We start from the raw sequence: 24325 nt of genomic DNA on the forward strand, positions 1-24325 counted from the left end.
ACCACCGCATCACCGTCGCACCGCACGCACCAGCACCGCACGCACCAGCACCGCGTGCCTCACATCGCTGCGCTTTGCGCCTATCGCCTTCGCAATTGCGCTATGACCGCCCACCCGCGGCCGCTACTGTGGCTGCAGGCGCCGCTTCGAGCGCCTTCAGCCACTACCAAGGAGACGACGATGGCTTCGCCCCAACACCCGGTCGACGCGGTGCTGCCGCCGCGCGCCATGCTCACGCTGGGCTTCCAGCACATGCTGGTCAGTTATCTGGGCGCGATCACGGTGCCGATGATCGTCGCCGCCGCGTTGAAGATGACGCCGGCGCAGACCACGCTGCTGATCAGCACCGCGCTGTTCACCTCGGGCATCGCCACGTTGCTGCAGACCGTGGGCTTCTGGAAGTTCGGCGTGCGGCTGCCGATCATGCAGGGCGTCGCGTTCAGCTCGGTCGGACCCGTGATCGCGATCGGCACCGATCCTTCGCTGGGCTTTCAGGGCGTCTGCGGCGCGATCATCGGCGCGGGCGTCATCACGCTGCTGCTGGCGCCGGTGATCGGGCGGCTGCGGCAGTTCTTCCCGCCGGTGGTGACGGGGTGCATCGTCACCGCGATCGGCCTGTCGCTGTTTCCCGTCGCCTATCAATGGCTGGGCGGCGGACGCGGTGCGCCGCAGTTCGGCGCGCCGGTGTTCTTTGCGGTGGCGATCGGCGTGGTCGCGCTGATCCTGGCGATCAATCGCTACGGCAGCGAGTTCCTGCGCAATCTGTCTGTGCTGATCGGCCTGCTGGCCGGCGCGGCGGTGGCAACGGCGCTCGGCATGGGCGACTTCACCGAGGTGCGGCGCGCGCCGTGGTTCACGATGGTGCAGCCGTTCGCCTTCGGCCTGCCGGTGTTCGATATCGGCGCGATCGTCACGATGACAATCGTGATGCTGGTGCAGATGGTCGAGTCGATGGGGCTGTTCATCGCGATCGGCGACCTGGTCAAGCGCCCGGTCAGCGAACGCGAGGCAACCAACGGCCTGCGCGCCAACGGCCTGGCTAGCGCGATCGGCGGCATGTTCGCGGCCTTTCCGTATATCGCCTTCATGGAGAACGTGGGGCTGGTGATCGTGACCGGCGTGCGCAGCCGCTGGGTCGTGGCCACCTGCGGTGTGTTGCTGTGCGCAGTCGCGCTGGTGCCGAAGATCGGCGCGCTGTTCGCGTCGATTCCGGCCGCCGCATTGGGCGGCGCCGCGCTGGTGATGTTCGGCGTGGTCGGCGCGGCGGGCATCAAGACGCTGGGCCAGGTCGACTACGAGAACAACCGCTCGAACCTGACCATCGTCGCCATCACGCTGGCCTGCGCGCTGATGCCGGTGATCATGCCGTCGGTGCTCGAGAAGCTGCCCGAAGCGCTGCAGCCGTTCGTGCACAGCAGCGTGATCATCGCCTGCGTGGTGTCCGTCTTCCTGAACCTGCTGCTCAACGGCCTGCCCGGCCGTGACGCACCGCTGGCCCATGCCGGCGAACATGCCCCGGAGATCTGATCTTGACTGAAGTCCAATGCATCAACGAAAACCCGTGCGAGAACCTGCGCGACAACCTGCTGATCCGCGGCGCCGCTGCGGTGATGACCGGCCAGGCGGGCCCGGCGGCGCGCGCCGGCGCGGCCGATATCCGCATCCGCGACGGCCGCATCGCCGAGATCGCGGCGGGGCTCGCGCCGCTGCCGGGCGAACGCGTGCTGGACGCCACGGGCTGCGTGGTCTATCCGGGCTGGATCAATACGCACCACCATCTGTTCCAGAACCTGCTCAAGGCCGTGCCCGCCGGTATCAACGCCGATCTGCAGGCCTGGCTGGCGGCAGTGCCGTATCCGCGCCTGGCGGCCTTCACGGCCGAGGTGCTGCGTGCCGCGGTGCGGCTCGGCATGGCGGAGCTGCTGCTGTCGGGCACCACCACCTGCGCCGATCATCATTACCTCTATCACCACGGCCATGGCGCCGAGACCGGCGACCTGCTGTTCGAGGTGGCCGACGAAATGGGGCTGCGGCTGGTGCTGTGCCGCGGTGGTGCGATCCAGTCGGCGGCCGACCATCCCGGCATGTCGAAGACCGCGCTGGTGCCGGAGACGCTCGACGAGATGGTGGCCGATATCGAGCGGCTGAAGGCGCGTTATCACGACCCCGCCGGCGATGCGATGCGGCGCGTCGCGGTGGCGCCGACCACGCCGACGTTCTCGCTGCCGCCGGCGATGCTGCGCGAGCTGGCCGAGTTCGGCCGCGGGCTCGGCCTGCGCCTGCACACGCATCTGTCGGAGACGGACAACTACGTGCGCTTCTGCCGCGAGAAATATCGCTGCACGCCGGTCGAGTTCGTCGGCGAGCATGGGTGGCTCGGCCCGGACGTCTGGTTCGCGCATCTGGTCACCTTGTCTCCCGACGAGATCCGCATGCTGGCCGCAACCGGTACCGGCATGGCGCACTGTCCGGTCAGCAACGCGCGGCTGGGCAGCGGCGTGGCACCGGTGCGCGCGCTGGCCGATGCCGGCGTGCGGATCTCGCTCGGGGTGGACGGCGTCGCCTCCAATGAATCGGGCAGCATGGTCAACGAGGCCAACTTCGCCTGGCTGGTGCACCGCGCGGTCGGCGGCGCCGCGCAGACCACGGTGGAGGAGGTGATTCACTGGGGCACCCGCCGGCGGCGCCGCGGTATTGGACCTGCCGCGGATCGGCACGCTGGCGCCGGGGCAGTCGGCCGATCTGGCGATCTACGACCTCAAAGGCCTGCGCTTTCACGGCTTTCACGATCTCGGCGCCGCGCCGGTGGCGGCGGGCGAACCGACGCCGGTGCGCCACGTGTTCGTGCGCGGACGCCAGGTCGTGCAGGAGGGCGCGATCGTGGGACTGGATCTGGAGCAACTGCGCCGCGAGGCGTACGACGCGATGCAGGTGCTGCAGCGGATCGCGGCTTGAATGTCGGGCGTGCGTGCGGCCCGAGCAGGGACCGGGCGGGGCGCCAGTAGCGCGTCAGTAGGGTGCGCGCAGAGCCCGAGTAGGGCTCGAGTAGGGCTCGAGTAGGGCTCGAGTAGGGCTCGAGTAGGGCTCGAGTGGGGCTCGAGTAGGGCGTGAGTGGGGCGAGAGCAGGGCGCGAAGTACGTCCCAAGTACGGCCTCGGTACGGGTCTGGAGGCGCGCCGTCGCCGGCGCGCCTCAAACGGGCTTAGCGACCGCTGGAGCCGCCGGCCCCTCCCGAACCGCCGGAGCCGCCACTGGTCCCGCCTGAGCCACCGGCGCCGCCGGAACCCATGCCCCCGGTACCGAGGCCGCCGGATCCCGTTCCGGTGCCGCCCGAGCCAGAGGTGCCCGTGCTGCCCGAACTGCCGGGGCTTCCGGGGCTGCCCGAACCGGTGCCGGTCGAACCGCTGCCGGAGCCGCTGGTGCCGCCGCTACCCGAGGTACCACCGGTGCCGCTGCCCGAGGTCCCGCCGCCGCCGCTGCCCGAGCGTCCGCGGGGGAGCACTGGCGCCGCTCTTGCTGCCCGAGCCGCCGGACTGATAGCCCGAGGTGCTGCCGCTGCCGCTGGTGCTGCCGCTGCCGGACCCGGTCGCGCTGGTGCCGCTGCCCGTTCCCGTGCCGGCGCTGCCGCCACCGCTGCCGCTACCGCTTCCGGTCCCACCGCCGCTGCCGCTGCCGCCGCTTTGCGCCAGCGCCGCACCGGCGGCCAGCGCCAGGCAGGAGGCGAGCGCCGCTGCCAAAGTCGTTGCTTTCATGTTGTCTCTCCGAGATGTGTGATATCGCCGGGCGTCGCCGGGCGTTCTGTCTTTGCGCGCAGACGGGCTAGCGGGACGCAAGTTGCATGCCGTGGTGGCATGGGTCACATGCGCGGGGCGGGGGTGGAGACAGGCTTGAAGCCTTGGTCGGCAAGCCCGGGAAGCGGTGCAGATTTCGCGCTTGGCGGCGGGCTTGCCCACGCCGCCACGCAGTAAGGATGGCCGATCGCCGGATGGCGATCGGCCCGGATGGCGATCGGCCCGGATGGGCAATCGGTGAGGATCGCTGATCAGCCCGGATGGCTGACCAGCGCCGATGACCGATCAGTGCGACATCGCGCCGGCAGTGCCGCCGCCGCGATGGACCACGCCGTCGGCGCGATCGAGGCGGCCGCTCCAGACCGTCAGCGCCAGCGCGACCAGCACCACCGCCGCGCCGATCCACGGCGTATGCATCAGGCCAAGGTGCGTCACGATCAGGCCGCCCGCCCACGCCGCGCCGGCGATGCCGAGATTGAACGCGGCGATATTGAGGCCGGAGGCGACATCGACCGCCTGCGGCGTGAAGCGCTCGGCCTGCTTGACGACATAGACCTGCAGGCCCGGCACGTTGCCGAAGGCGACCGCGCCCCAGGCCAGCACCGTCGCCACCACCAGCCAGCGGTGCGGCGCGGTGAAGTTCAGCACCAGCAGCACCGCGGCCAGCAGCACGAACATCGTCTTGAGCGCCGGGATCGGGCCGTGGCGGTCGGCCAGGCGGCCGCCCCAGATATTGCCCGCGGCGACCGACAGGCCGTACACCAGCATCACCAGGCTGACGGCGCCCGCGTCGAAGCCGGACACGTCCTGCAGGATCGGCGCGAGGAAGGTGAAGGGGATGAACGAGCCGCCGTAGCCGATCGCGGTCTTGGCATAGACCAGCAGCAGGCGCGGTTCGGCCAGCACGCGGGCCTGCTGCATCAGCGAGGCCCGCGGCGTATGGCGGATCCCCGAGGGGACGAACAGCAGGCTGCCGACGAAGGCGACCAGACCCAGCGCGGAGACGGTAAGGAAGGTCTCGCGCCAGCCGAAATGCTGGCCGATGAAGGTGCCCAGCGGCACGCCGGTGACCAGCGCGACGGTCAGGCCGGTGAACATGATGGCGATCGCGCTGGCGGCTTTCTCCCGCGGCACCAGCCCGGTCGCGATCGTCGAACCGATCGAGAAGAACACGCCGTGGGCGAGGCCGGTCAGCACGCGGGCCAGCACCAGCGAGCCGTAGCCGGGCGCCTGCCAGGCCAGCAGGTTGCCGAGCGTAAACAGCGCCATCAGCGACAGCAGCAGGGTCTTGCGCGGCAGCCGGCCGGTCAGCGCGGTCAGCAGCGGGGCGCCGACGGCGACGCCGAGCGCGTACAGGCTGACCAGCAGGCCGGCCGAGGGGAGCGACACGTGCAGATCGGCCGCGACGGTGGGAATCAGGCCGACGATGACGAACTCCGTCGTGCCGATGGCGAATGCGCTGATCGTCAGCGCGAGTAAGGCGAGGGGCATGATGGCCTCCAGGTTTCAAGTAGCGGAATGGCACGCATTGTGATCCTGGCCGGCTTGCCGATTAATCCGTTAATATGCAGAAAATATTTGATCCACAGTCAACAATCTCGCATCCCGCCTCGCTATGCCGGGTCGCCCGGCTCCCCGCCTGGAGCCTCGGCCGGCCGGAGCGGGCGCGATCGGCACCGCAGGAAACCCCGCACCGCAGGAAAACCCGCCATGAAAATGACCCTGGAAGAATTGCTGGCCTTCGTCACCGTGGTCGACAGCGGCTCGATCACCGCCGCGGCCGACCAGCTTGGCCAGACTGTCTCCGGCGTCAGCCGGCGCTGGCGCGGCTCGAGGACAAGCTCGCCACCGCGCTGCTGCGGCGGACCACGCGCCGGCTCGAGCTGACCGAGGAGGGCGCCGCGCTGCTGGCGCACGCCCGCGCGATCCTGGGCGCGGTCGACCAGGCCGAGGACCAGATCGCGCTGCGGCGGCAGAAGCCGGCCGGCAAGCTGCGCATCAACGCGGCTTCGCCGTTCATGCTCCATGTGGTGGTGCCGCTGGTCGACGACTTTCGCCGCGCCTATCCCGAGATCGAGCTGGAGCTGCACAGCAGCGACCAGATCATCGACCTGCTGGAGCACCGCACCGATGTCGCGATCCGCATCGGCGCGCTGCGCGATTCGACGCTGCATGCCCGGCCGTTGTGCCACAGCCGCCTGCGGGTGCTGGCCAGCCCCGCCTACCTGAAGGCGCACGGGCGGCCGCGCTCGGTCGGGGAGCTGGCCCGCCACAGCCTGCTCGGCTTCACGCAGCCCGACAGCCTGAACCGCTGGCCCCTGCGCGACGAGGCCGGCAACGAGTTCGAGATCACGCCGGCGGTGTCCGCCTCCAGCGGCGAGACGCTGCGCCAGCTGGCGCTGGCGGGCCAGGGCGTGGTGTGCCTGGCCGACTTCATGACCGCGCAGGACCGGGCCCGCGGCGACCTGGTGCAGCTGTTTCCCCCGCGAGACGCTCGACGTGCGCCAGCCCATCCACGCGGTCTACTATCTGAATACCCAGCTGTCGGCGCGCATTGCCTGCTTTCTGGACTTCCTGGCGGCGCGGATGCAGGACGACGCGCCGCGCCAGGCCTCGGACCGGCCGCCGGCCATGCGCCTGCGGCATTGAGGCGTCTTTGGTATACTGTCGCGTTTCCCCCGCGCGACCGGGAGCGCCTCCGCCAGGGTCAGCCGCACCGGCATCCGCCCCCTGCACGGCAGGGATAGCCAGGGCATCATCCCGTCGCCAATCTTCCAGGTCGAACCGACCGCAAGCATGACTTACGCCGTCAAGGAAATCTTCTACACGCTGCAGGGCGAGGGCGCCAACGCGGGCCGCGCCGCCGTGTTCTGCCGCTTCGCGGGCTGCAATCTGTGGACCGGCCGCGAGCAGGATCGCGAGCAGGCGATCTGCCGTTTCTGCGATACGGATTTCGTCGGCACCGACGGCACGCTGGGCGGCAAATACCGCAGCGCCGAGGAACTGGCCGCGCAGGTGGCCTCGCAATGGCCGCAAGGCGCGGGCGGCCGCCCGCTGGTGGTCTGCACCGGCGGCGAGCCGCTGCTGCAGCTCGATGCGCCGCTGATCGATGCGCTGCACGCGCAGGGCTTCGAGATCGCGATCGAGACCAACGGCACGATCGCGGTGCCGGACGGCATCGACTGGGTTTGCGTCAGCCCCAAGATGGGCGCCGAACTCGTGGTCACGCGCGGCGACGAGCTCAAGGTCGTGATCCCGCAGCCCGGCCAGGACTTCGCGGCATACGAGGCGCTGGATTTCCGCTATTTCCTCGTGCAGCCGATGGACGGCCCGCTGGCGCGCGAGAATACCGCCCTCGCGGTCGACTTCTGCCAGCGCCATCCGCGCTGGCGCCTTCGCTGCAAACCCACAAGCTGCTGGGCATCCGCTAGGCGTCTGCCGCACGGATCCCGGCACCGGTCTTCATGAACAAGCAAGTCTCGATCACGCGCCGCCTCGAATTCGACGCCGGCCACCGCATCCCCAACCATGGCGGCCAATGCCGCAATATCCATGGCCACCGATATCGGCTCGACCTGACGCTGTCGGGCGAGGTGCTGCATCGCGAGGGCGCGGCGGACGAGGGCATGATCCTGGACTTCAGCGACATCAAGGCGCTGGCGAACCAGCATCTGGTCGACAAGTGGGACCACGCCTTCCTGATCCATCGCGGCGACACCGCGCTGCTGGAATTCCTGCGCGGCATGGAGGGGCACAAGACGGTGGTGCTCGACGCGATTCCGACCGTCGAGAACCTGGCGCAGATCGCCTTCGACATGCTTGCGCCGGTGTTCAAGGACTGCTTCGGGCATCATCTGCAATTGACCCGGCTGGTGCTGTTCGAGACGCCGAACTGCTGGGCCGAGGTGACCGCGCCCGCCGTGGCGCCGGCGCAGGACTGAGGGCGTTCCGGCGTCTCGCGGAATTGATTGGCGCAAACTTGCCGCAAACTTGCCGCCAGTCAGCACCAAATCAACGCCGATTCAACGCAACCCGCTGCCTCAACTCACCACCAAATTCGCCACCGACGCGCCGATGACCGACACGCCGCCGCCATCGCCCACCGCCGCCGCCACGCCGCCGTTCGAGGGTCCGCTGGCCGACGAGCGCGACCAGCGCTTCATGCGCGCCGCGCTCGAGGAGGCCCGGCTGGCGGAAGCCGCGGGCGAGGTGCCGGTGGGCGCGGTGGTGGTATGGAACGACGCGATCATTGCGCGCGGCCACAACCTGCCGATCCGCTCGCGCGATCCGTCGGCGCATGCCGAAATGCAGGCGCTGCGCGCGGCCGCGCAGGTGGTCGGCAACTACCGCATGCCCGAGTGCGAGCTGTACGTGACGCTGGAACCGTGCGCGATGTGCAGCGGGGCGATGCTGCACGCGCGGCTGCGCCACGTGGTATTCGGCGCGACCGATCCCAAGACCGGTGCCGCCGGCAGCGTGCTGGACCTGTTCGCCGAGGCGCGGCTCAATCACCAGACCACGATACGCGGGGGCGTGCTGGCCGACGAATGCGGCCAGCTGCTGCGCGACTTCTTCCGGGCGCGGCGACGCGCGCAGAAGGCGGACCGTGCCGCCGCGCCGTTGGGCATCGAGCGTGGCGTTGGCCCCGGCGCCGAGCCCAGCATCGAGCCTAGCAGCATCGGGCCCACCAGCACCGAGCTCATCAGGGCTGAGCCCAGCACCGCGCCCGGCGCCGAACCGTCATCCGACTCGCAGGGAAAGACCGACGCATGCATGCGCCCATCGAAGTCCGCCTGATCGCTCCGTCCGGCTATCCGCACGACATGGCCGTCGCCACGCGCGGCTGCGACTGGCTGCGGGCGCATGGCTACCGCGTCCTCAACCCCGAGGTGCTGGCCCGCCGCCATCAGCGCTTCGGCGGTACCGACGACGAGCGGCTGGCGGACCTGCATGGCATCGGCACCGGCGCGCCCGGCGGGCTGACGCTGGCGGTGCGTGGCGGCTACGGCATGGCGCGGCTGCTGCCGCGCATCGACTTCGACCGCATCGCCGAGCAGGCCCGCCGCGCGGCCACGCCGATCGTCGGCCACAGCGATTTCACGGCATTCCAGCTGGCGTACCTGGCCAAGGCCGGCGGCATCAGCCTGGCCGGCCCGATGCTGCTGGCCGACTTCGGCGCCGAGCCGGTCGACGACTTCATGTGGCGGCATTTCGAGGGCCTGCTGCGCGCGTCGTCCTATACCGTTGACATCGACGCGCCGCAGGACGGCGGCCAGCCGTTCTCGGGCGAGGTGGCGGGCACGCTGTGGGGCGGCAATCTGGCGATACTGTGCAGCCTGCTGGGCACGCCGTACCTGCCGCAGGTCGAGGGCGGCATCCTGTTCCTCGAGGACGTCAACGAGCCGCCTTACCGCGTCGAGCGCATGCTGCTGCAGCTCGAGCAGGCCGGCGTGCTGGGCGCCCAGCGCGCGATCCTGCTGGGCGACTTCTCCAGCTACCGCGTCAGCGACTACGACAACGGCTACGATCTTCCGGCCGTGGTGGCCTATCTGCGCGAGCGCCTGCCGGTGCCGATCGTCACCGGGCTGCCGTTCGGCCACTGCGCGCGCAAGCTGACGCTGCCGGTGGGCGGGCAGGGCGTGCTGCGGGCCACGGCGGACGGCTTCACGCTGACGATGTCGGGGCATCCGCTGCTTGCCGGGGCGGCCTGAGCGCGCGGTGTGGGCGCCCCGCTGAGCGCCCGGCGCATCGCACCCGGCCCGGATCGGAGCATCTGATTGAAGGACCCGCCGCAGGATCCCACCGCAGGATCCGATCGCAGGCCGGCATCCCTACCCGCCGCCATCCTCGCGCCCGATTGCGCCAGGAATGGTAAAATCTCCGATTCTTCGCGAGGTGAAGGGCTCAGGCCTGTACGGCCACGCCACGGTCGCTCCGTTGGCCCAGCCCGCCGCGCCATGCGGCACGCCGTCGGCAGCTTCGCCGATCTGCCGCGTACATCGGCCCCCTTCACCGGCCGCCATCACCGCTACACCGCATTCCAAAAGGTTCTTCGACGTGCTATCTACCGCAAACATCACCATGCAGTTCGGCCCCAAGCCCTTGTTCGAGAATATCTCGGTCAAGTTCGGCGAGGGCAACCGCTACGGCCTGATCGGCGCGAACGGCTGCGGCAAGTCCACCTTCATGAAGATCCTCGGCGGCGACCTGGAGCCGAGCGCCGGCAACGTGATGCTGGAACCGGGCGTGCGCCTGGGCAAGCTGCGCCAGGACCAGTTCGCCTATGAGGACATGCGCGTGCTCGACGTGGTGATGATGGGCCATACCGAGATGTGGGCGGCGGCGCAGGAGCGCGACGCGATCTACGCGAACCCGGAAGCGACCGACGAAGACTACATGAAGGCCGCGGAGCTCGAGGCCAAGTACGCCGAGTACGACGGCTACACCGCCGAGGCGCGCGCCGGCGAGCTGCTGCTGGGCGTGGGCATCCCGACCGACCAGCACCAGGGCACGATGAGCAATATCGCCCCGGGCTGGAAGCTGCGCGTGCTGCTGGCGCAGGCGCTGTTCTCGAATCCGGACGTGCTGCTGCTGGACGAGCCGACCAACAACCTGGACATCAACACGATCCGCTGGCTGGAACATGTGCTCAACGAGCGCAATTCCACCATGATCATCATTTCTCACGATCGCCACTTCCTGAACTCGGTCTGTACGCACATGGCCGACATGGACTACGGCACGCTGAAGGTCTACCCGGGCAACTACGACGACTACATGGAAGCGTCGATGCAGGCTCGCGAGCGCCAGATGGCCGCCAATGCGCGCGCCAAGGAGCGGATCACCGAACTGCAGGACTTCGTGCGCCGCTTCTCGGCCAACAAGTCCAAGGCCCGCCAGGCCACCTCGCGCCTGAAGCAGATCGACAAGATCAAGGTCGAGGACATCAAGCCGTCGTCGCGCCAGAACCCGTTCATCCGCTTCGAGTTCGAGAAGAAGCTGCACAACCTGGCGGTGACCGCCGAGAACATCAGCAAGTCCTACGATCGCCAGATCCTGAACAACCTGTCGCTGTCGATCCAGGCCGGCGAGCGCGTCGCCATCATCGGCGAGAACGGCGCGGGCAAGACCACGCTGCTGCGCTGCCTGCTGGACGGCGCGGTGCAGACGGGCGTGCAGCGCGGCATCGAGGTCGACCACGGCACCGTCAAGTGGGCCGAGAACGCCAACGTCGGCTACATGCCCCAGGACACCTACGAGGAGTTCCCGGAAGAGAGCAACCTGATGGACTGGATGACCCAGTGGACGCAGGCCGGCGACGACGACCAGTCGCTGCGCGGCACGCTGGGCCGGCTGCTGTTCTCGGCCGACGACATCAAGAAGTCCGTCAAGGTGCTGTCCGGCGGCGAGAAGGGCCGCATGATCTGGGGCAAGCTGATGCTGGGCCGCCATAATGTGCTGGCGCTGGACGAGCCGACCAACCACATGGACATGGAGTCGATCGAGTCGCTGCAGATCGCGCTGGACAAGTTCACCGGCACGCTGATCTTCGTCTCGCACGACCGGGAATTCGTCAGCGCGCTGGCCACCCGGATCATCGAAATCCGCACCGACGGCACGGTGACCGATTATCTGGGTACCTACGACGAATATCTGGAATCGCAGGGTATCGCCGGCTGACGGGTTTCTGTCACGCCTGCTGCTCACCGCCCGCCCCCGTCGCCTGCCGCCCGCCACCACGGGCAGGCTGGCGAACGAAAGGCCGCAAGAAGGCCGCAACGCATCGACGCGTTGCGGCCTTTTTCATGGCCGGCGAGCGGTACCGCGCGATTATCGGCGGGATATTGGCAAGCGCAGGCCGTGCGCCGGGCGGCGAAGCGATATCGCCGGACAAAATCGGCTCTACAATGTCGGCACGGAAAACATTGATAACAACGGCAAACGCCCTGAAACACCTGAATCAGGTTGGAAACGCTGAAAGGCTGTACGCCTGACGGCTCACCGAGGAATTGTGGCTATGCAACAGCGAGACAAACTCTTTATCAACGGCAAATGGGTCGCCCCGCACGGCACCGGCCAGATCGACGTCATCCATTCCACCACCGAGGAGGTGATGGGGCGGATTCCCGAGGGCCATGCCCGCGACGCCGAGGACGCCATCCAGGCCGCCCGCGCCGCCTTCGACGGCTGGGCCGCCACGCCGCCGCAGCAGCGCGCCGACTATATCCGCAAGATCGCCGAGGGCCTGAAGGCGCGCACCGAGGAGCTGGCGCAGCTGATCGCCGCCGAGGTGGGCATGCCGATCAAGCTGGCCCGCGCGATCCAGGTCGGCGGCCCGGTCTTCAACTGGAGCCAGGCGGCCAAGCTGGTCGAGTCCTTCACCTTCGAGGAAGAGGTCGGCAATTCGCTGGTGGTGCGCGAACCGGTCGGCGTGGTCGCCGCCATCACGCCGTGGAACTACCCGCTGAACCAGATCACGCTGAAGGTCGCGCCGGCGCTGGCCGCGGGCTGCACGGTGGTGCTCAAGCCGTCCGAGGTGGCGCCGCTGAACGCCTTCGTGCTGGCCGAGGTGATCGAGGCCGCCGGCCTGCCGCCGGGCGTGTTCAACCTGGTGACGGGCTATGGTCCGGTGGTCGGCGAGGTGCTGGCCAGCCACCGCGAGGTCGACATGGTGTCGTTCACCGGCTCGACCCGCGCCGGCAAGCGCGTCTCCGAGCTGGCCGCGCAGACCGTCAAGCGCGTCGCGCTGGAACTGGGCGGCAAGTCCGCCTCGGTGATCCTGGACGACGCCGACCTGCCGGCCGCGGTCAAGGGCACCATCAACGCCTGCTTCCTGAACTCCGGCCAGACCTGCTCGGCGCATACGCGGATGCTGGTGCCGCGCGCCCGATATGACGAGGTCAAGGAGATCGTCAAGAAGGTGGTGGCGGGTTTCACCGTCGGCGATCCGCTGCAGGAGACCACCAAGCTGGGACCGCTGATCTCGGCCGCGCAGAAGGACCGCGTGACGGGGTACATCCAGCGCGGGCTCAACGAGGGCGCCGAACTGGTGGCGGGCGGGACCGAGCCGCCGGCGGGCCTGGACAAGGGCTTCTTCGTGCAGCCGACCGTGCTGGGCAACGTCGACCCCAAGGCGACCGTCGCGCAGGAAGAGATCTTCGGCCCGGTGCTGTCGATCATCTGCTACGACACCGAGGAAGACGCGGTGCGCATCGCCAACGACAGCGTCTATGGCCTCGGCGGCGGCGTATGGTCCGGCGACGAGGCGCGGGCGGTGCGCGTGGCGCGTCGCATCCGCACCGGCCAGGTCGATATCAACGGTGGCCCGTTCAACATGCTGGCGCCGTTCGGCGGCTACAAGCAGTCCGGCAATGGACGCGAGGCCGGCAAGTACGGCCTGGAGGAGTTCCTCGAGTACAAGGCGCTGCAGCTGAAGAAGCCCGCGGCCTGAGCGCCGACCGCTTTGAAGATGCCCGGCCTGTCCGGGCATTTTTACGTCGGCGATAATGGCGCGACCGCGCCGAGGTGGCGACCACCCGGCGCGGCCGGTGATGGAGACGGCCGTGCGGCCCGCGGTGCGCCGCACGACCTCCGCAACAACAGCACGACACCGCAACGAACGGTTGGACGGGGGAGGGGAAGGCGATGCATTGGCTCAAGCGGCTGGCATGGCTGACGGTGATCCTGGCGGGGCTGGCACTGGCCGCGGCGATCGGCGGCTATGCCTGGTATCGGCAGGCGTCGCAGCCGGCGGTGGCGGGCACCGTCGCGCTGGCGGGTTTGCATGGACGCGTCACCATCGTGCGCGACCGCCATGCGATCCCGCGCATCGAGGCCGGCGATCCGCGCGATGCGTATTTCGGGCTGGGCTTCGTCCATGCGCAGGACCGGCTCTGGCAGATGCAGATGAACAAGCGCATCGCCTCCGGCCGGCTGGCCGAGATCCTCGGACCGAGCGCGCTGCCGACCGATCGCTTCCTGCGCACCATCGGCGTGCGCCGCAATGCCGAGGCCGCCTTCGCCGCCAGCACGCCCGAGACGCGCGCCGCGCTGCAGGCCTATGCCGACGGCGTCAATGCCGGCATCGACAGCCACAAGGGCCCGTTGCCGCCCGAATTCGCGATCCTGCGCACCGTGCCCGAACGCTGGGAGCCGGCCGATACGCTGGCCTGGCAGACCATGATGGCCTGGGACCTGAGCGCCAACTGGAGCCGCGAGGTGCTGCGCATGCGGCTGGCGCAGACGCTGTCGCTGTCGCGCATCAACGAGCTGCTGGCGCCGTATCCGGGCGAGCAGCCGCTGCGCACCACCGACTATCCCGCGCTGTACCGCCAGCTGGCCCCGCTGACCACGGCGATGGCCAGCGTCGAGGCCGCGGCGCCGCGGGGGCTCGTCGAAGGCATGGGCTCGAACAACTGGGTGGTATCGGGCGCCCATACGCGCTCGGGCAAGCCGCTGCTGGCCAACGATCTGCATCTGGGCCTGCAGGCGCCGGCGCTGTGGTATTTCGCCACGCTGCGCGCGCCGGGGCTGGACGTCACCGGTGCCACCTTGCCCGGCATGCCGGTGGTCGTGATCGGCCATACGCCGCGCATCGCCTGGGGCTTTACCAATACCGCGCCGGATCTGCAGGACCTGTATATCGAACGGCTTCGTCCCGGCCGGCCCCAGCAGTACCAGACGCCGAACGGCTGGGCCGATTTCGCGGTGCGCGAAGAGACCATCCGGGTCAAGGACCAGCCCGACGTGACGATCCGCGTCCGCTCGACCCGCCATGGGCCGGTGATTTCCGATGTCGCCGACCCGCTTGCGGCCGCCGTCGCGCCGCTGGGCGCGCAGTATGTGGTGGCCTTCCAATGGGTCGCGCTGCGGCCGGACGACCGCACCGTGCAGGCCGGCCTGAAGCTGAATCGCGCGCACGACTGGACCAGCTTCACCGAGGCGCTGCGGGACTTCCATACGCCACAGCAGAGCGCGGTCTATGCCGATGTCGACGGCAATATCGGCTTCATCGCGCCGGGCCGCGTGCCGCTGCGCCACGCCTCCAACGATCTGAAGGGCCTGGCTCCCGCGCCGGGCTGGGACGCGCGCTACGACTGGAACGGCTTCATTCCGTTCGAACGGCTGCCGCGCAGCTTCAATCCGCCCGGCGGCATGGTGGTGACCGCGAACCAGAAGATCGTGCCGGACGACTATCCCTACTTCCTGACCAGCGAATGGACCGTGCCGTATCGGCACGACCGCATCCGCGCCTTGCTCGGCGCGCGGCGGCAGCACACGCTCGATACGTTCGCGGCGATCCAGAAGGACGAGCTGTCGCTGGCGGTCAAGGACGCCTTGCCGCTGCTGCTCGGCGCCTCGATCGCGGCCGACGAGACGCGTCCGCCCCGCGAGCGCGAGCTGTTCGCCGCGCTGGCGCGCTGGGACGGCACGATGTCGGCGGACCGCGCCGAGCCGCTGGTCGCCACCGCCTGGCTGCGCGAGCTGTCGCGCGGCATGTTCGAGGGCAAGGTCGGCGATGGCGTGTTCGCGCGCATGTGGGAGCAGCGCAATGTGCAACAGGCGATGCTGAACGTGCTGCGCAGCTCGCGGGGCCTTGGGCGCTTCTGGTGCGACGACCCGAAGACGCCGGCGCCCGAGGACTGCAACGACGCGATGGGCGCCGCGTGGAAACGTGCCATCGCCGATTTGCAGCAGCGCTATGGCGACGACCCGCGGCGCTGGCGCTGGGGCCATGCCCATGCCGCCCGCGCCGAACACCGGCCGTTCGCCAAGGTGCCGTCGCTGGCCGGCTTCTTCAATGTCAAGGTGCCGACCGGTGGGGACACCTATACGGTCAATGCGGGCCGCCACAACATCGGGGACGAGCAGGCGCCGTTCGAGAACGTGCATGGCGCCAGCGTGCGGGCGATCTACGATCTGGCCGATCTGTCGGCCTCGCGCTTCATCACGCCGACGGGGCAATCGGGCAACGTGTTGTCGCCGCACTATCGCGACTGGACCGAGCAATGGGCGCGCGGCGAGTACGTGACGATCCGGGGTGCCGGGCATCCGGCGGGGGCGAAGGCGTTCGAGACGCTGGTGCTGACGCCCGCGGCGCGCGATGGCGGCCGGACGAGCGGGGCGAGCCGGTGAGGGCTTGTCGGACCAGGGCTCTGCGAATCAGGGCGTTCTGGATCAGGGCTCTCCGGACCAGAGGGGCCAGAGCGGCCAGAGCGGCCAGAGCGGCCAGAGCGGCCAGAGCGGCCACAGGGGGAGCCCCTAGTCGCGCTGGAAACGGCGCGCGGTGGCTTCGCGCGTGATGCGTTCCCACACCGCCTGCTTTTCCGCGTCGCTCATGAAGACCCAGTTGCTGACCTCCATCGCGGTGCGGCCGCAACCCTGGCAGACCTCGTCGAACAGCGTCGAGCAGATGCCGATGCAGGGGCTGTCGGGGCGGTCGAACAGGCTGTCGTCGGTGGTCTCGGCGGTGTCGGCGGTATCGGGCAAGGCGAGCGGGTCTGGCGCGGAATCGGGGCGGGTTTGCGGCATGGCGGCTGGGTGTGGCAAAGGCGGCCATTATAAGCGGCGGGGTCGGGCGGTGCCGGGGGCCGGTGTGGCGCCGATCGGCAGGTTTTCCGTTCAGCGCGTCGTTCGCTCCATCGTCCACCGGCGTTGGCTACCGGCGTCGTGCACCGGTGTCGTCCACCGCCGGCGTCCACCGGTGTCGTCCGCCCGTGTCGTCCACCGGCGTCGACGATCGGATTACCTGCCGGGTAATTGAGCGTCGGCCGCGCCGGCCGCCATCATGGACTCACCACGACAGACCCTTCAGCCTACTTCAGGAGCCCGCATGATGTCTTCGCTGCCCCCACTCTCCGCTACCGGCACCTACGCCGAAGTCGCGCCCCGCGTTCGCGCGATGGTCGAGGAAATCCTGATCGGCTCGCCGGTGGCCCGCACGCTCGGCGTCGCGCTCGACGTGCTGGCGCCCGAGCATGTCGAGCTGGTGCTGCCGTTCAGCCCCGGCAATGTCACGGTTGGCAAGACGGTGCACGGGGGCGTGATCGCGACGCTGATCGATATCGCGGGCGCGGCGGCCGCGGCGTCCGGCGCGGACCCGGACAAGGTGCGCGGCGGGGCGACCAGCGCGCTGTCGATCCAGTATGTGGCGCCGGCCGAGGCGGCGGCGCTGCGCGCCGTGGCGACGGTGGTGCGCCGCGGCCAGCGGCAGATCGCCACGGAGGTCACGGTCTATGCCGAGCAGCCGGAAGCGGGGGACCGTGGTGGCGAAGGCGCTGATGAACAGCGTGTTGTTTGGTTGAGGGCCAGGGAGGCCCGGGCGCTGCCGAGACGTGCCGAAACGGGCCGAGACGGGACTGTCTGCCGCTTGGCGGTGAACGTCGTTCCGTTGGACATTGCACTGAAACGCAATTAACCGCCCGCTTTCCCCGCCGCCGCCATGACATGCCGGGACCGGCAAGCGGTCCCGGCATCCCGGCCATCAGGCAACGGGGTTCCAGTCGCCCGGCACGCGCACCCAACCCTCCATCAGGATCCGCGCACTGCGGCTCATGATGGCTTTCTTGACCGCCCATTCGCCGTCGACCTGCTCGGCCTCGGCGCCGACGCGCAGCGTCCCCGACGGATGGCCGAAGCGCACCGCCTGGCGTTTGCCGCCGCCGGCTGCCAGATTGACCAGCGTGCCGGGAATGGCCGCGGCGGTGCCGATCGCCACCGCGGCCGTCCCCATCATCGCGTGGTGCAGCTTGCCCATCGACAGCGCACGCACCAGCAGGTCGATGTCTTCCGCGCGCACCGCCTTGCCGCTCGACGCGGTATAGCCGGCCGGCGGAGCGACGAAGGCCACCTTGGGCGTGTGCTGCCGCCGGGCGGCCTCGTCGACGTTCTGGATCAGCCCCATGCGCACGGCCCCGTAGGCGCGGATGGTCTCGAACATCGCCAGCGCCTTGGGATCGCCATTGATGGCCTCCTGCAGCTCGGTGCCGCTGTAGCCGATCGCGTCGGCGTCGACGAAGATGGTCGGAATGCCGGCATTGATCATCGTCGCCTTCAGCGTGCCAACGCCCGGCACCTCGAGGTCGTCGACCAGGTTGCCGGTCGGGAACATCGCGCCGCCGCCGCCTTCCTCCTCGGCCGCCGGGTCCATGAACTCGAGCATGATCTCGGCGGCGGGGAAGGTCACGCCGTCCAGCTCGAAGTCGCCGGTTTCCTTGACCATGCCGTCGACGATCGGCACATGCGAGACGATCGTCTTGCCGATATTGGCCTGCCAGATGCGCACGGTGGCGACGCCCTCGCGCGGGATGCGAGCCGGGTCGATAAAGCCGGCGGCGATCGCGAGCGGGCCCACCGCGGCGGACAGGTTGCCGCAGTTGCCGCTCCAGTCGACGAAGGGCTGGTCGATCGCGACCTGGCCGAACAGATAGTCGACGTCGTGGTCCGGCCGGCTGCTGGGCGACACGATCACCGTCTTGCTGGTGCTCGACGTCGCCGCGCCCATGCCGTCGATCTGCTTGCCGTACGGGTCGGGGCTGCCGATCACGCGCATCAGCAGCGCATCGCGGGCGGGGCCGGGGGGACTGCGCCGCCTCGGGCAGGTCCTGCAGGCGGAAGAACACGCCCTTGCTGGTGCCGCCACGCATATAGGTGGCGGGGATGCGGATCTGGGGGAAGGGAAACCATGGGATGCCTCGTGCTGATTCAGGGTGGAGCGCCGCGCCGGTTCATGCAGCCGATGCGGCCGAGGCCGCCCGCGCCGCCTTGGTCGAATCCAGGAAGTCCTGCGCGAAGCGCTGCAGCACGCCGCCGGCCTCGTAGATCGACACTTCCTCGGCGGTATCGAGCCGGCAGGTCACCGCGGTTTCGACGCGCTCGCCGTTCCTGCGGTGGATCACCAGCGTCAGGTCCGCGCGCGGTTTGCGCTCGCCGATCACGTCGAAGGTCTCGGTGCCGTCGATCTGCAGCGTCAGGCGATTGGTGCCGGGCTTGAACTCCAGCGGCAGCACGCCCATGCCGATCAGATTGGTGCGGTGGATCCGCTCGAAGCCTTCGGCGACGATCGCCTCCACGCCGGCCAGCCGCACGCCCTTGGCCGCCCAGTCGCGCGACGAGCCCTGGCCGTAGTCGGCGCCGGCGACGATGATCAGCGGCTGCTTGCGTTCCATGTAGGTCTCGATCGCTTCCCACATGCGCACGACCTTGCCCTCCGGCTCGATCCGCGCCAGTGAACCCTTCCTGACCTTGCCGTCGACCACCGCCATTTCATTGACCAGGGTCGGGTTGGCGAAGGTCGCGCGCTGCGCCGTCAGGTGGTCGCCGCGGTGGGTCGCGTACGAATTGAAGTCTTCCTCGGGCAGGCCCATCTTCGCCAGGTATTCGCCGGCGGCGCTGTCGGGCAGGATCGCGTTCGACGGCGACAGATGGTCGGTGGTGATGTTGTCGCCGAGCACCGCCAGCGGACGCAGGCCCTTGAGCGTGCGCTCCCCGGCCAGCGCGCCTTCCCAGTACGGCGGGCGGCGGATATAGGTGCTCTGCGGCCGCCAGTCGTACAGCGGGCTGATGGTCTCGGCGTTGGCCGCCTGTACCGCGAACATCGGCTCGTAGACCTTGCGGAACTGCTCGGGCTTGACGCTTTGCGCGACGATCGCGTCGATCTCCTCGTCGCTCGGCCAGATGTCCTTCAGCGTCACCGGCTGGCCGTTCGCGTCGTGGCCCAGCACGTCGCGCTCGATGTCGAAGCGGATGGTGCCGGCGATCGCGTAGGCGACCACCAGCGGCGGCGACGCCAGGAAGGCCTGCTTGGCGTAGGGATGGATGCGGCCGTCGAAATTGCGGTTGCCCGACAGCACCGCGGTCGCATACAGATCGCGCGCGACGATCTCCTGCTGGATCGCCGGATCGAGCGCGCCGGACATGCCGTTGCAGGTCGTGCAGGCGAACGCGACGATGCCGAAGCCGAGCTGTTCGAGCTCGGGCAGCAGGCCGGCTTCCTCCAGATACAGCTGCACGACCTTGGAGCCCGGCGCCAGCGAGGACTTGACCCAGGGCTTGCGCGTCAGGCCGCGCGCGTTGGCGTTGCGTGCCAGCAGGCCGGCGGCGATCACGTTGCGTGGATTGCTGGTGTTGGTGCAGCTGGTGATGGCGGCGATGATCACGGCGCCGTCCGGCATCTGTCCCGGCACTTCTTGCCATTGGCCGGCGATGCCACGTTCGGCTAGCGCGGTGGTCGGCAGGCGCTTGTGCGGGTTCGACGGGCCGGCCATGTTGCGGACCACGGTCGACAGGTCGAACGCGAGCACGCGCTCGTATTCGGCGCGATCGAGCGTATCGGCCCACAGGCCCGCCGTCTTCGCGTAGGTCTCGACCAGGCGCACCTGTTCGTCGCTGCGGCCGGTCAGGCGCAGATAGTCGATGGTCTGGCCGTCGATGAAGAACATCGCCGCGGTGGCGCCGTATTCGGGCGCCATGTTCGAGATGGTCGCGCGATCGCCCAGCGTCAGGCTGGCCGCGCCTTCGCCGCGGAATTCGAGATAGGCGCCCACCACGCGCTGGCTGCGCAGGAATTCGGTCAGCGCCAGCACGATGTCGGTCGCGGTGATGCCCGGCTGCGGCTTGCCGCGCAGCTCGACGCCGACGATGTCCGGCAGCCGCATCCACGACGCGCGGCCCAGCATCACGTTCTCGGCCTCGAGGCCGCCCACGCCGATGGCGATCACGCCCAGCGCGTCGACATGGGGCGTATGGCTGTCGGTGCCGACCAGCGTGTCGGGGTAGGCGACGCCGTCGACGGCATGGATCACCGGCGACATCCGCTCCAGGTTGATCTGATGCATGATGCCGTTGCCCGGCGGGATCACGTCGACGTTCTTGAACGCCTTGCGGGTCCACTCGATGAAGTGGAAGCGATCCTCGTTGCGGCGCTCCTCGATCGCGCGGTTCTTGGCGAAGGCATCCTTGTCGAAACCGCCGTGCTCGACCGCCAGCGAATGGTCGACGATCAGCTGGACCGGCACCACCGGATTGACCTTGGCCGGATCGCCGCCCTGGTCGGCGATCGCATCGCGCAGGCCGGCGAGGTCCACCAGCGCGGTCTGGCCGAGGATGTCGTGGCAGACCACGCGCGCGGGGAACCACGGGAAGTCCAGTTCGCGCTTGCGTTCGATCAGCTGCGTCAGCGCCGCGTTCAGCAGCGACGGGTCGCAGCGGCGCACCAGGTTTTCGGCGAGCACGCGCGAGGTGTAGGGCAGCGTGTCGTAGGCGCCGGGCTGGATCGCATCGACCGCGGCGCGTGCGTCGAAATAGTCCAGGCCCGTGCCGGGCAGCGGTTTGCGGTAGGCAGTATTCATGGGGAGGGAATCAATACGGGTCGTGCTCGGCGCGCCGTGGTGTGTCGTGGGGACATGCGGACCGCGGGCGGAAGCGGTGCGCGTGGTGCGGCCGCTTCCGCCTGCGTCCACCGTATCAGCGGCGCTTCTCGATCGGCACGAACTTCAGGTTGTCCGGGCCGATGTAGTTGGCGCTCGGGCGGATGATCTTGTTGTCGATGCGTTGCTCGATGATGTGCGCGGCCCAGCCCGAGGTCCGCGCGATCACGAACAGCGGCGTGAACATCGCGGTCGGCACGCCCATCATGTGGTAGCTGACGGCGCTGAACCAGTCGAGATTGGGGAACATCTTCTTGATGTCCCACATCGTGGTCTCCAGGCGCTCGGCGATGTCGAACATCTTCATCGAGCCGGCGTCCTTCGACAGGCGGCGCGCGACTTCCTTGATCACCTGGTTGCGCGGATCGCCGGTCGTGTAGACCGGATGGCCGAAGCCGATCACGACTTCCTTGTTCTCGACGCGGCGGGTGATGTCGGCCTGGGCCTCGTCGGGCGTGTCGTAGCGCTTCTGGATCTCGAACGCGACCTCGTTGGCGCCGCCGTGCTTCGGGCCGCGCAGCGCGCCGATCGCGCCGCAGATCGCCGAATAGATGTCGGAGCCCGTGCCGGCGATCACGCGGCCGGTGAAGGTCGACGCGTTGAATTCGTGCTCGGCGTACAGGTTCAGCGAGGTGTGCATCGCGCGCTCCCACAGCTCGCTGGGCTTGCGGCCGTGCAGCAGATGCAGGAAGTGGCCGCCGATCGAATCGTCGTCGGTCTCGACCTCGATGCGCCGGCCGTTATGGCTGTAGTGGTACCAGTACAGCAGCATCGAACCGAGCGAGGCCATCAGGCGGTCGGCGATGTCGCGCGCGCCCGGCAGATTGTGGTCTTCCTTCTCGGGCAGCACCGTGCCGAGCACCGACACGCCGGTGCGCATCACGTCCATCGGGTGAGCCGAGGCCGGGACCCATTCGAGCGCGGCCTTGACGTTGGCGGGCAGGCCGCGCAGCGCGCGCAGCTTGGCCTTGTAGCCGTTCAGCTCGGCCTGCGTCGGCAGCTTGCCGTGCACCAGCAGATAGGCGATCTCTTCGAATTCGCAGGTCTCGGCGACGTCGAGGATGTCGTAGCCGCGATAGTGGAGGTCGTTGCCGCTGCGGCCGACTGTACACAGCGCGGTATTGCCGGCGACGACGCCGGACAGCGCGACGGATTTCTTGGGCTTCGGGGTGGCTTGCGCCGGAGTGGCTTCGGACATGTCGTCTCCTTGCTTCGCTCTGTTCTGATTACTTGGCCTTGGCTTGCGCGAACAGCGCATCCAGCTTCTGTTCGTATGCATGGTAGCCGATGCTCTCGTAGAGCTCGGCGCGTGTCTGCATGGTGTCCAGCACGTTCTGCTGGGTGCCGTCGCGGCGGATCGCCGCGTAGACGTTCTCGGCGGCCTTGTTCATCGCGCGGAACGCCGACAGCGGGTAGAGGATCATCGCGACGCCGGCGCCGGCCAGCTCGTCGCGCGTGAACAGCGGCGTGGCGCCGAATTCGGTGATGTTGGCCAGCACGGGGACCTTCACCGCGTCGACGAACTTGCGGTACATCGACAGGTCGGTCATCGCCTCGGGGAAGATCGCATCGGCGCCGGCCTCGACGCAGGCCACCGCGCGTTCGATCGCCTTGTCCAGGCCCTCGACCGCCAGCGCGTCGGTGCGGGCCATGATGACGAAATGCTCGTCGGTGCGGGCGTCGACCGCGGCCTTGATGCGGTCGACCATCTCGTCCTGCGAGACGATCTCCTTGTTGGGCCGGTGGCCGCAGCGTTTGGCGCCGACCTGGTCCTCGATGTGCATCGCGCCGGCGCCGAACTTGATCAGCGAGCGGGTGGTGCGGGCCACGTTGAAGGCGGAGGCGCCGAAGCCGGTGTCGACGTCGACCAGCAGCGGCACGTCGCAGACATCGGTGATGCGGCGGATGTCGGTCAGCACGTCGTCCAGGTTCGAGATGCCGAGGTCGGGCAGGCCCAGCGAGCCGGCCGCGACGCCGCCGCCGGACAGGTAGATCGCACGGTAGCCCGCGCGCTTGGCGAGCAGGGCGTGGTTGGCGTTGATGGTACCGACGACCTGCAGCGGCTGCTCGTCGGCCAGGGCCTGGCGGAAACGGGCGCCGGCCGAACGGGCCAGGTCTTGGGAGGTCAGGGTCATGATCGCGTCCTGGGTGAGCGGAATGCCGGCAGAGCGCAAGCGGCGTGCCAAGGCCGGGGTGGGTTGCGGCGCCGCCTGGTTTGGCCAGTCCGGACAAGGGATTGCGGGTGTTTCTGGCGTTTCAAGTGACGTGGTCGGCGCTCCGATTGCATTTCAATTTTGAAATGCAATCTAAGAGATTGAAATGCAGTGCTGGTGGGCGCAGAATGCAGCGACGGCGCGTCAACGTCCTATTGTGGCCGGTTTTGTTCTTGCGCTGGCCTGGCTTGCGGCGTTCGGTTTTTTCTTTCGCGGTGGCCGCGGCTTGCGGCATTCGCCTTTTGCTTTCGATCGATGACTCCCGCTACCCCGATTCCTCCTGGCCGGCCCCGCATCTGGGCGGTCGGCATCAGCCGGCTGTCGCGCGCCTTCGCCGATCTGATTCCTTCCTATGCCGCGCAGGCGGACTTTCGGCTCGTCGGCAAGGGCTACGAGGCGGCCGCCAGTGCGATCGCCCGGGAAGCCAGGGAAGGGCGGCTCGACGCGGTGGTCGCGGCCGGCTCCAACGGCGCCTATCTGCGCCAGCATGTGGACGTGCCGGTCACGCTGGTCAAGGTAACGGGGTTCGACGTGCTCAGCGCGCTCGCTACCGCGCGGCGCATCTCGCCGCGGGTCGCGCTGGTGACCCATGCCGCCACCTACCCCGAAGTCGACGAGTTCGCCCGCGAGTTCGGTCTGCCGATTCCGTCGGAGGCCGTACCTGACCGAGGACGACGCCACGGTGCGCGTCAAGGCGCTGCGGCAGGAGGGCATCGAGGTCGTGGTCGGACCCGGGCTCGTGACGGAGCTCGCGGATCGGCTCGGGCTGACGGGGGGTGTTCCTGTACTCGGGGCAGTCGGTCAAGCTCGCGCTCGAGGACGCGATCGAGGCGGCGCGGCTGCGGCGCATCGAGTCGAGCCGGCGCGAATACGTCAATACGATCCTGGCGCATCTG

General features: G+C 69.0%; 15 protein-coding genes and 5 pseudogenes (1 of these 20 cut by a window edge). 13 read left to right on the forward strand and 7 right to left on the reverse strand.

Annotated features, from left to right (window positions below):
• The first annotated feature begins 180 nt into the window (after positions 1-180).
• Positions 181-1527 (forward strand): nucleobase:cation symporter-2 family protein, encoded by a 1347-nt coding sequence (locus OJJOAM_RS00750; RefSeq protein ID WP_422648568.1) that lies wholly within the window; start codon positions 181-183, stop codon positions 1525-1527.
• Positions 1528-1610: 83 nt separating this feature from the next.
• Positions 1611-2955 (forward strand): annotated as a pseudogene (locus tag OJJOAM_RS00755) (amidohydrolase family protein).
• Positions 2956-3427: 472 nt separating this feature from the next.
• Here OJJOAM_RS00755 and OJJOAM_RS00760 read toward each other — a convergent pair.
• Both OJJOAM_RS00760 and OJJOAM_RS00765 read right to left on the reverse strand, forming a co-directional pair.
• Positions 3428-3751, reverse strand: coding sequence for a hypothetical protein (locus tag OJJOAM_RS00760; protein ID WP_422648569.1), 324 nt, complete (start codon positions 3749-3751; stop codon positions 3428-3430).
• A gap of 324 nt (positions 3752-4075) precedes the next feature.
• The gene (locus OJJOAM_RS00765) at positions 4076-5281 is read right to left on the reverse strand and encodes an MFS transporter (protein WP_422648570.1); all 1206 of its coding nucleotides are present in this window, start codon (positions 5279-5281) and stop codon (positions 4076-4078) included.
• A gap of 219 nt (positions 5282-5500) precedes the next feature.
• Here OJJOAM_RS00765 and OJJOAM_RS00770 point away from each other — a divergent pair.
• From OJJOAM_RS00770 to OJJOAM_RS00805, 8 genes and pseudogenes are all read left to right on the forward strand, one after another.
• Positions 5501-6439: pseudogene (locus OJJOAM_RS00770) on the forward strand (LysR substrate-binding domain-containing protein).
• A gap of 147 nt (positions 6440-6586) precedes the next feature.
• Positions 6587-7221, forward strand: a pseudogene (gene queE / locus OJJOAM_RS00775) (7-carboxy-7-deazaguanine synthase).
• Between the two features lie 33 nt (positions 7222-7254).
• Positions 7255-7731: a 6-carboxytetrahydropterin synthase QueD gene (gene queD / locus OJJOAM_RS00780; protein WP_006578733.1), complete on the forward strand. Its 477-nt coding sequence runs from the start codon at positions 7255-7257 to the stop codon at positions 7729-7731.
• A gap of 133 nt (positions 7732-7864) precedes the next feature.
• Positions 7865-8587 carry a tRNA adenosine(34) deaminase TadA gene (gene tadA / locus OJJOAM_RS00785; protein WP_422648571.1) on the forward strand — a complete coding sequence of 241 codons (723 nt, stop codon included), beginning with the start codon at positions 7865-7867 and terminating at the stop codon, positions 8585-8587.
• Positions 8560-9501, forward strand: a complete 942-nt coding sequence (ldcA, locus tag OJJOAM_RS00790; protein ID WP_422648572.1) for a muramoyltetrapeptide carboxypeptidase — start codon at positions 8560-8562, stop codon at positions 9499-9501. Before tadA ends, ldcA begins: the two co-directional genes overlap by 28 nt.
• Positions 9502-9847: 346 nt before the next feature.
• The gene (locus OJJOAM_RS00795) at positions 9848-11470 is read left to right on the forward strand and encodes an ABC-F family ATPase (protein WP_422648573.1); all 1623 of its coding nucleotides are present in this window, start codon (positions 9848-9850) and stop codon (positions 11468-11470) included.
• Between the two features lie 337 nt (positions 11471-11807).
• On the forward strand, positions 11808-13241 hold the full coding sequence (locus OJJOAM_RS00800) for an aldehyde dehydrogenase family protein (RefSeq protein ID WP_422648574.1): 1434 nt from the start codon (positions 11808-11810) through the stop codon (positions 13239-13241).
• Between the two features lie 194 nt (positions 13242-13435).
• Positions 13436-15925 carry a penicillin acylase family protein gene (locus OJJOAM_RS00805; RefSeq protein ID WP_422648575.1) on the forward strand — a complete coding sequence of 830 codons (2490 nt, stop codon included), beginning with the start codon at positions 13436-13438 and terminating at the stop codon, positions 15923-15925.
• Positions 15926-16051: 126 nt separating this feature from the next.
• Here OJJOAM_RS00805 and OJJOAM_RS00810 read toward each other — a convergent pair whose 3' ends face one another.
• Positions 16052-16279, reverse strand: coding sequence for a DUF1289 domain-containing protein (locus OJJOAM_RS00810; protein WP_422649635.1), 228 nt, complete (start codon positions 16277-16279; stop codon positions 16052-16054).
• A 412-nt stretch (positions 16280-16691) separates the two neighbouring features.
• On the opposite strand from OJJOAM_RS00810, the gene OJJOAM_RS00815 reads away from it, so the two are divergent.
• Positions 16692-17207 carry a PaaI family thioesterase gene (locus tag OJJOAM_RS00815; protein ID WP_422648576.1) on the forward strand — a complete coding sequence of 172 codons (516 nt, stop codon included), beginning with the start codon at positions 16692-16694 and terminating at the stop codon, positions 17205-17207.
• A gap of 66 nt (positions 17208-17273) precedes the next feature.
• Here the strand turns inward: OJJOAM_RS00815 and prpF are convergent.
• From prpF to prpB, 4 genes and pseudogenes are all read right to left on the reverse strand, one after another.
• Positions 17274-18435, reverse strand: a pseudogene (gene prpF / locus OJJOAM_RS00820) (2-methylaconitate cis-trans isomerase PrpF).
• A gap of 81 nt (positions 18436-18516) precedes the next feature.
• On the reverse strand, positions 18517-21138 hold the full coding sequence (gene acnD, locus OJJOAM_RS00825) for a Fe/S-dependent 2-methylisocitrate dehydratase AcnD (RefSeq protein ID WP_422648577.1): 2622 nt from the start codon (positions 21136-21138) through the stop codon (positions 18517-18519).
• Between the two features lie 115 nt (positions 21139-21253).
• Entirely contained in the window at positions 21254-22414 is a 1161-nt protein-coding gene (gene prpC, locus OJJOAM_RS00830) for a bifunctional 2-methylcitrate synthase/citrate synthase (protein ID WP_149318962.1), read from the reverse strand.
• A 28-nt stretch (positions 22415-22442) separates the two neighbouring features.
• Positions 22443-23351, reverse strand: a complete 909-nt coding sequence (gene prpB / locus OJJOAM_RS00835; RefSeq protein ID WP_422648578.1) for a methylisocitrate lyase — start codon at positions 23349-23351, stop codon at positions 22443-22445.
• A gap of 184 nt (positions 23352-23535) precedes the next feature.
• On the opposite strand from prpB, the gene OJJOAM_RS00840 reads away from it, so the two are divergent.
• Positions 23536-23688, forward strand: coding sequence for a hypothetical protein (locus tag OJJOAM_RS00840; protein ID WP_422648579.1), 153 nt, complete (start codon positions 23536-23538; stop codon positions 23686-23688).
• A pseudogene (prpR, locus tag OJJOAM_RS00845) lies at positions 23685-24325 on the forward strand (propionate catabolism operon regulatory protein PrpR); it runs 1324 nt beyond the window's last position. The gene OJJOAM_RS00840 and the pseudogene prpR overlap by 4 nt, the downstream one beginning before the upstream one ends.

This window comes from Cupriavidus sp. H18C1 (assembly GCF_049311595.1).
Lineage (GTDB): Bacteria > Pseudomonadota > Gammaproteobacteria > Burkholderiales > Burkholderiaceae > Cupriavidus > Cupriavidus cauae.

Bases quoted from the DNA above. Each gene is read 5' to 3' on its own strand.
- acnD (WP_422648577.1), bottom strand. From the start codon at position 21,138: ATGAATACTGCCTACCGCAAACCGCTGCCCGGCACGGGCCTGGACTAT.
- OJJOAM_RS00750 (WP_422648568.1), top strand. From the start codon at position 181: ATGGCTTCGCCCCAACACCCGGTCGACGCGGTGCTGCCGCCGCGCGCC.
- OJJOAM_RS00840 (WP_422648579.1), top strand. From the start codon at position 23,536: ATGCAGTGCTGGTGGGCGCAGAATGCAGCGACGGCGCGTCAACGTCCT.
- queD (WP_006578733.1), top strand. From the start codon at position 7,255: ATGAACAAGCAAGTCTCGATCACGCGCCGCCTCGAATTCGACGCCGGC.
- tadA (WP_422648571.1), top strand. From the start codon at position 7,865: ATGACCGACACGCCGCCGCCATCGCCCACCGCCGCCGCCACGCCGCCG.
- OJJOAM_RS00760 (WP_422648569.1), bottom strand. From the start codon at position 3,751: ATGAAAGCAACGACTTTGGCAGCGGCGCTCGCCTCCTGCCTGGCGCTG.
- ldcA (WP_422648572.1), top strand. From the start codon at position 8,560: ATGCATGCGCCCATCGAAGTCCGCCTGATCGCTCCGTCCGGCTATCCG.
- prpB (WP_422648578.1), bottom strand. From the start codon at position 23,351: ATGACCCTGACCTCCCAAGACCTGGCCCGTTCGGCCGGCGCCCGTTTC.
- OJJOAM_RS00765 (WP_422648570.1), bottom strand. From the start codon at position 5,281: ATGCCCCTCGCCTTACTCGCGCTGACGATCAGCGCATTCGCCATCGGC.
- OJJOAM_RS00805 (WP_422648575.1), top strand. From the start codon at position 13,436: ATGCATTGGCTCAAGCGGCTGGCATGGCTGACGGTGATCCTGGCGGGG.
- OJJOAM_RS00815 (WP_422648576.1), top strand. From the start codon at position 16,692: ATGGTCGAGGAAATCCTGATCGGCTCGCCGGTGGCCCGCACGCTCGGC.
- OJJOAM_RS00800 (WP_422648574.1), top strand. From the start codon at position 11,808: ATGCAACAGCGAGACAAACTCTTTATCAACGGCAAATGGGTCGCCCCG.
- prpC (WP_149318962.1), bottom strand. From the start codon at position 22,414: ATGTCCGAAGCCACTCCGGCGCAAGCCACCCCGAAGCCCAAGAAATCC.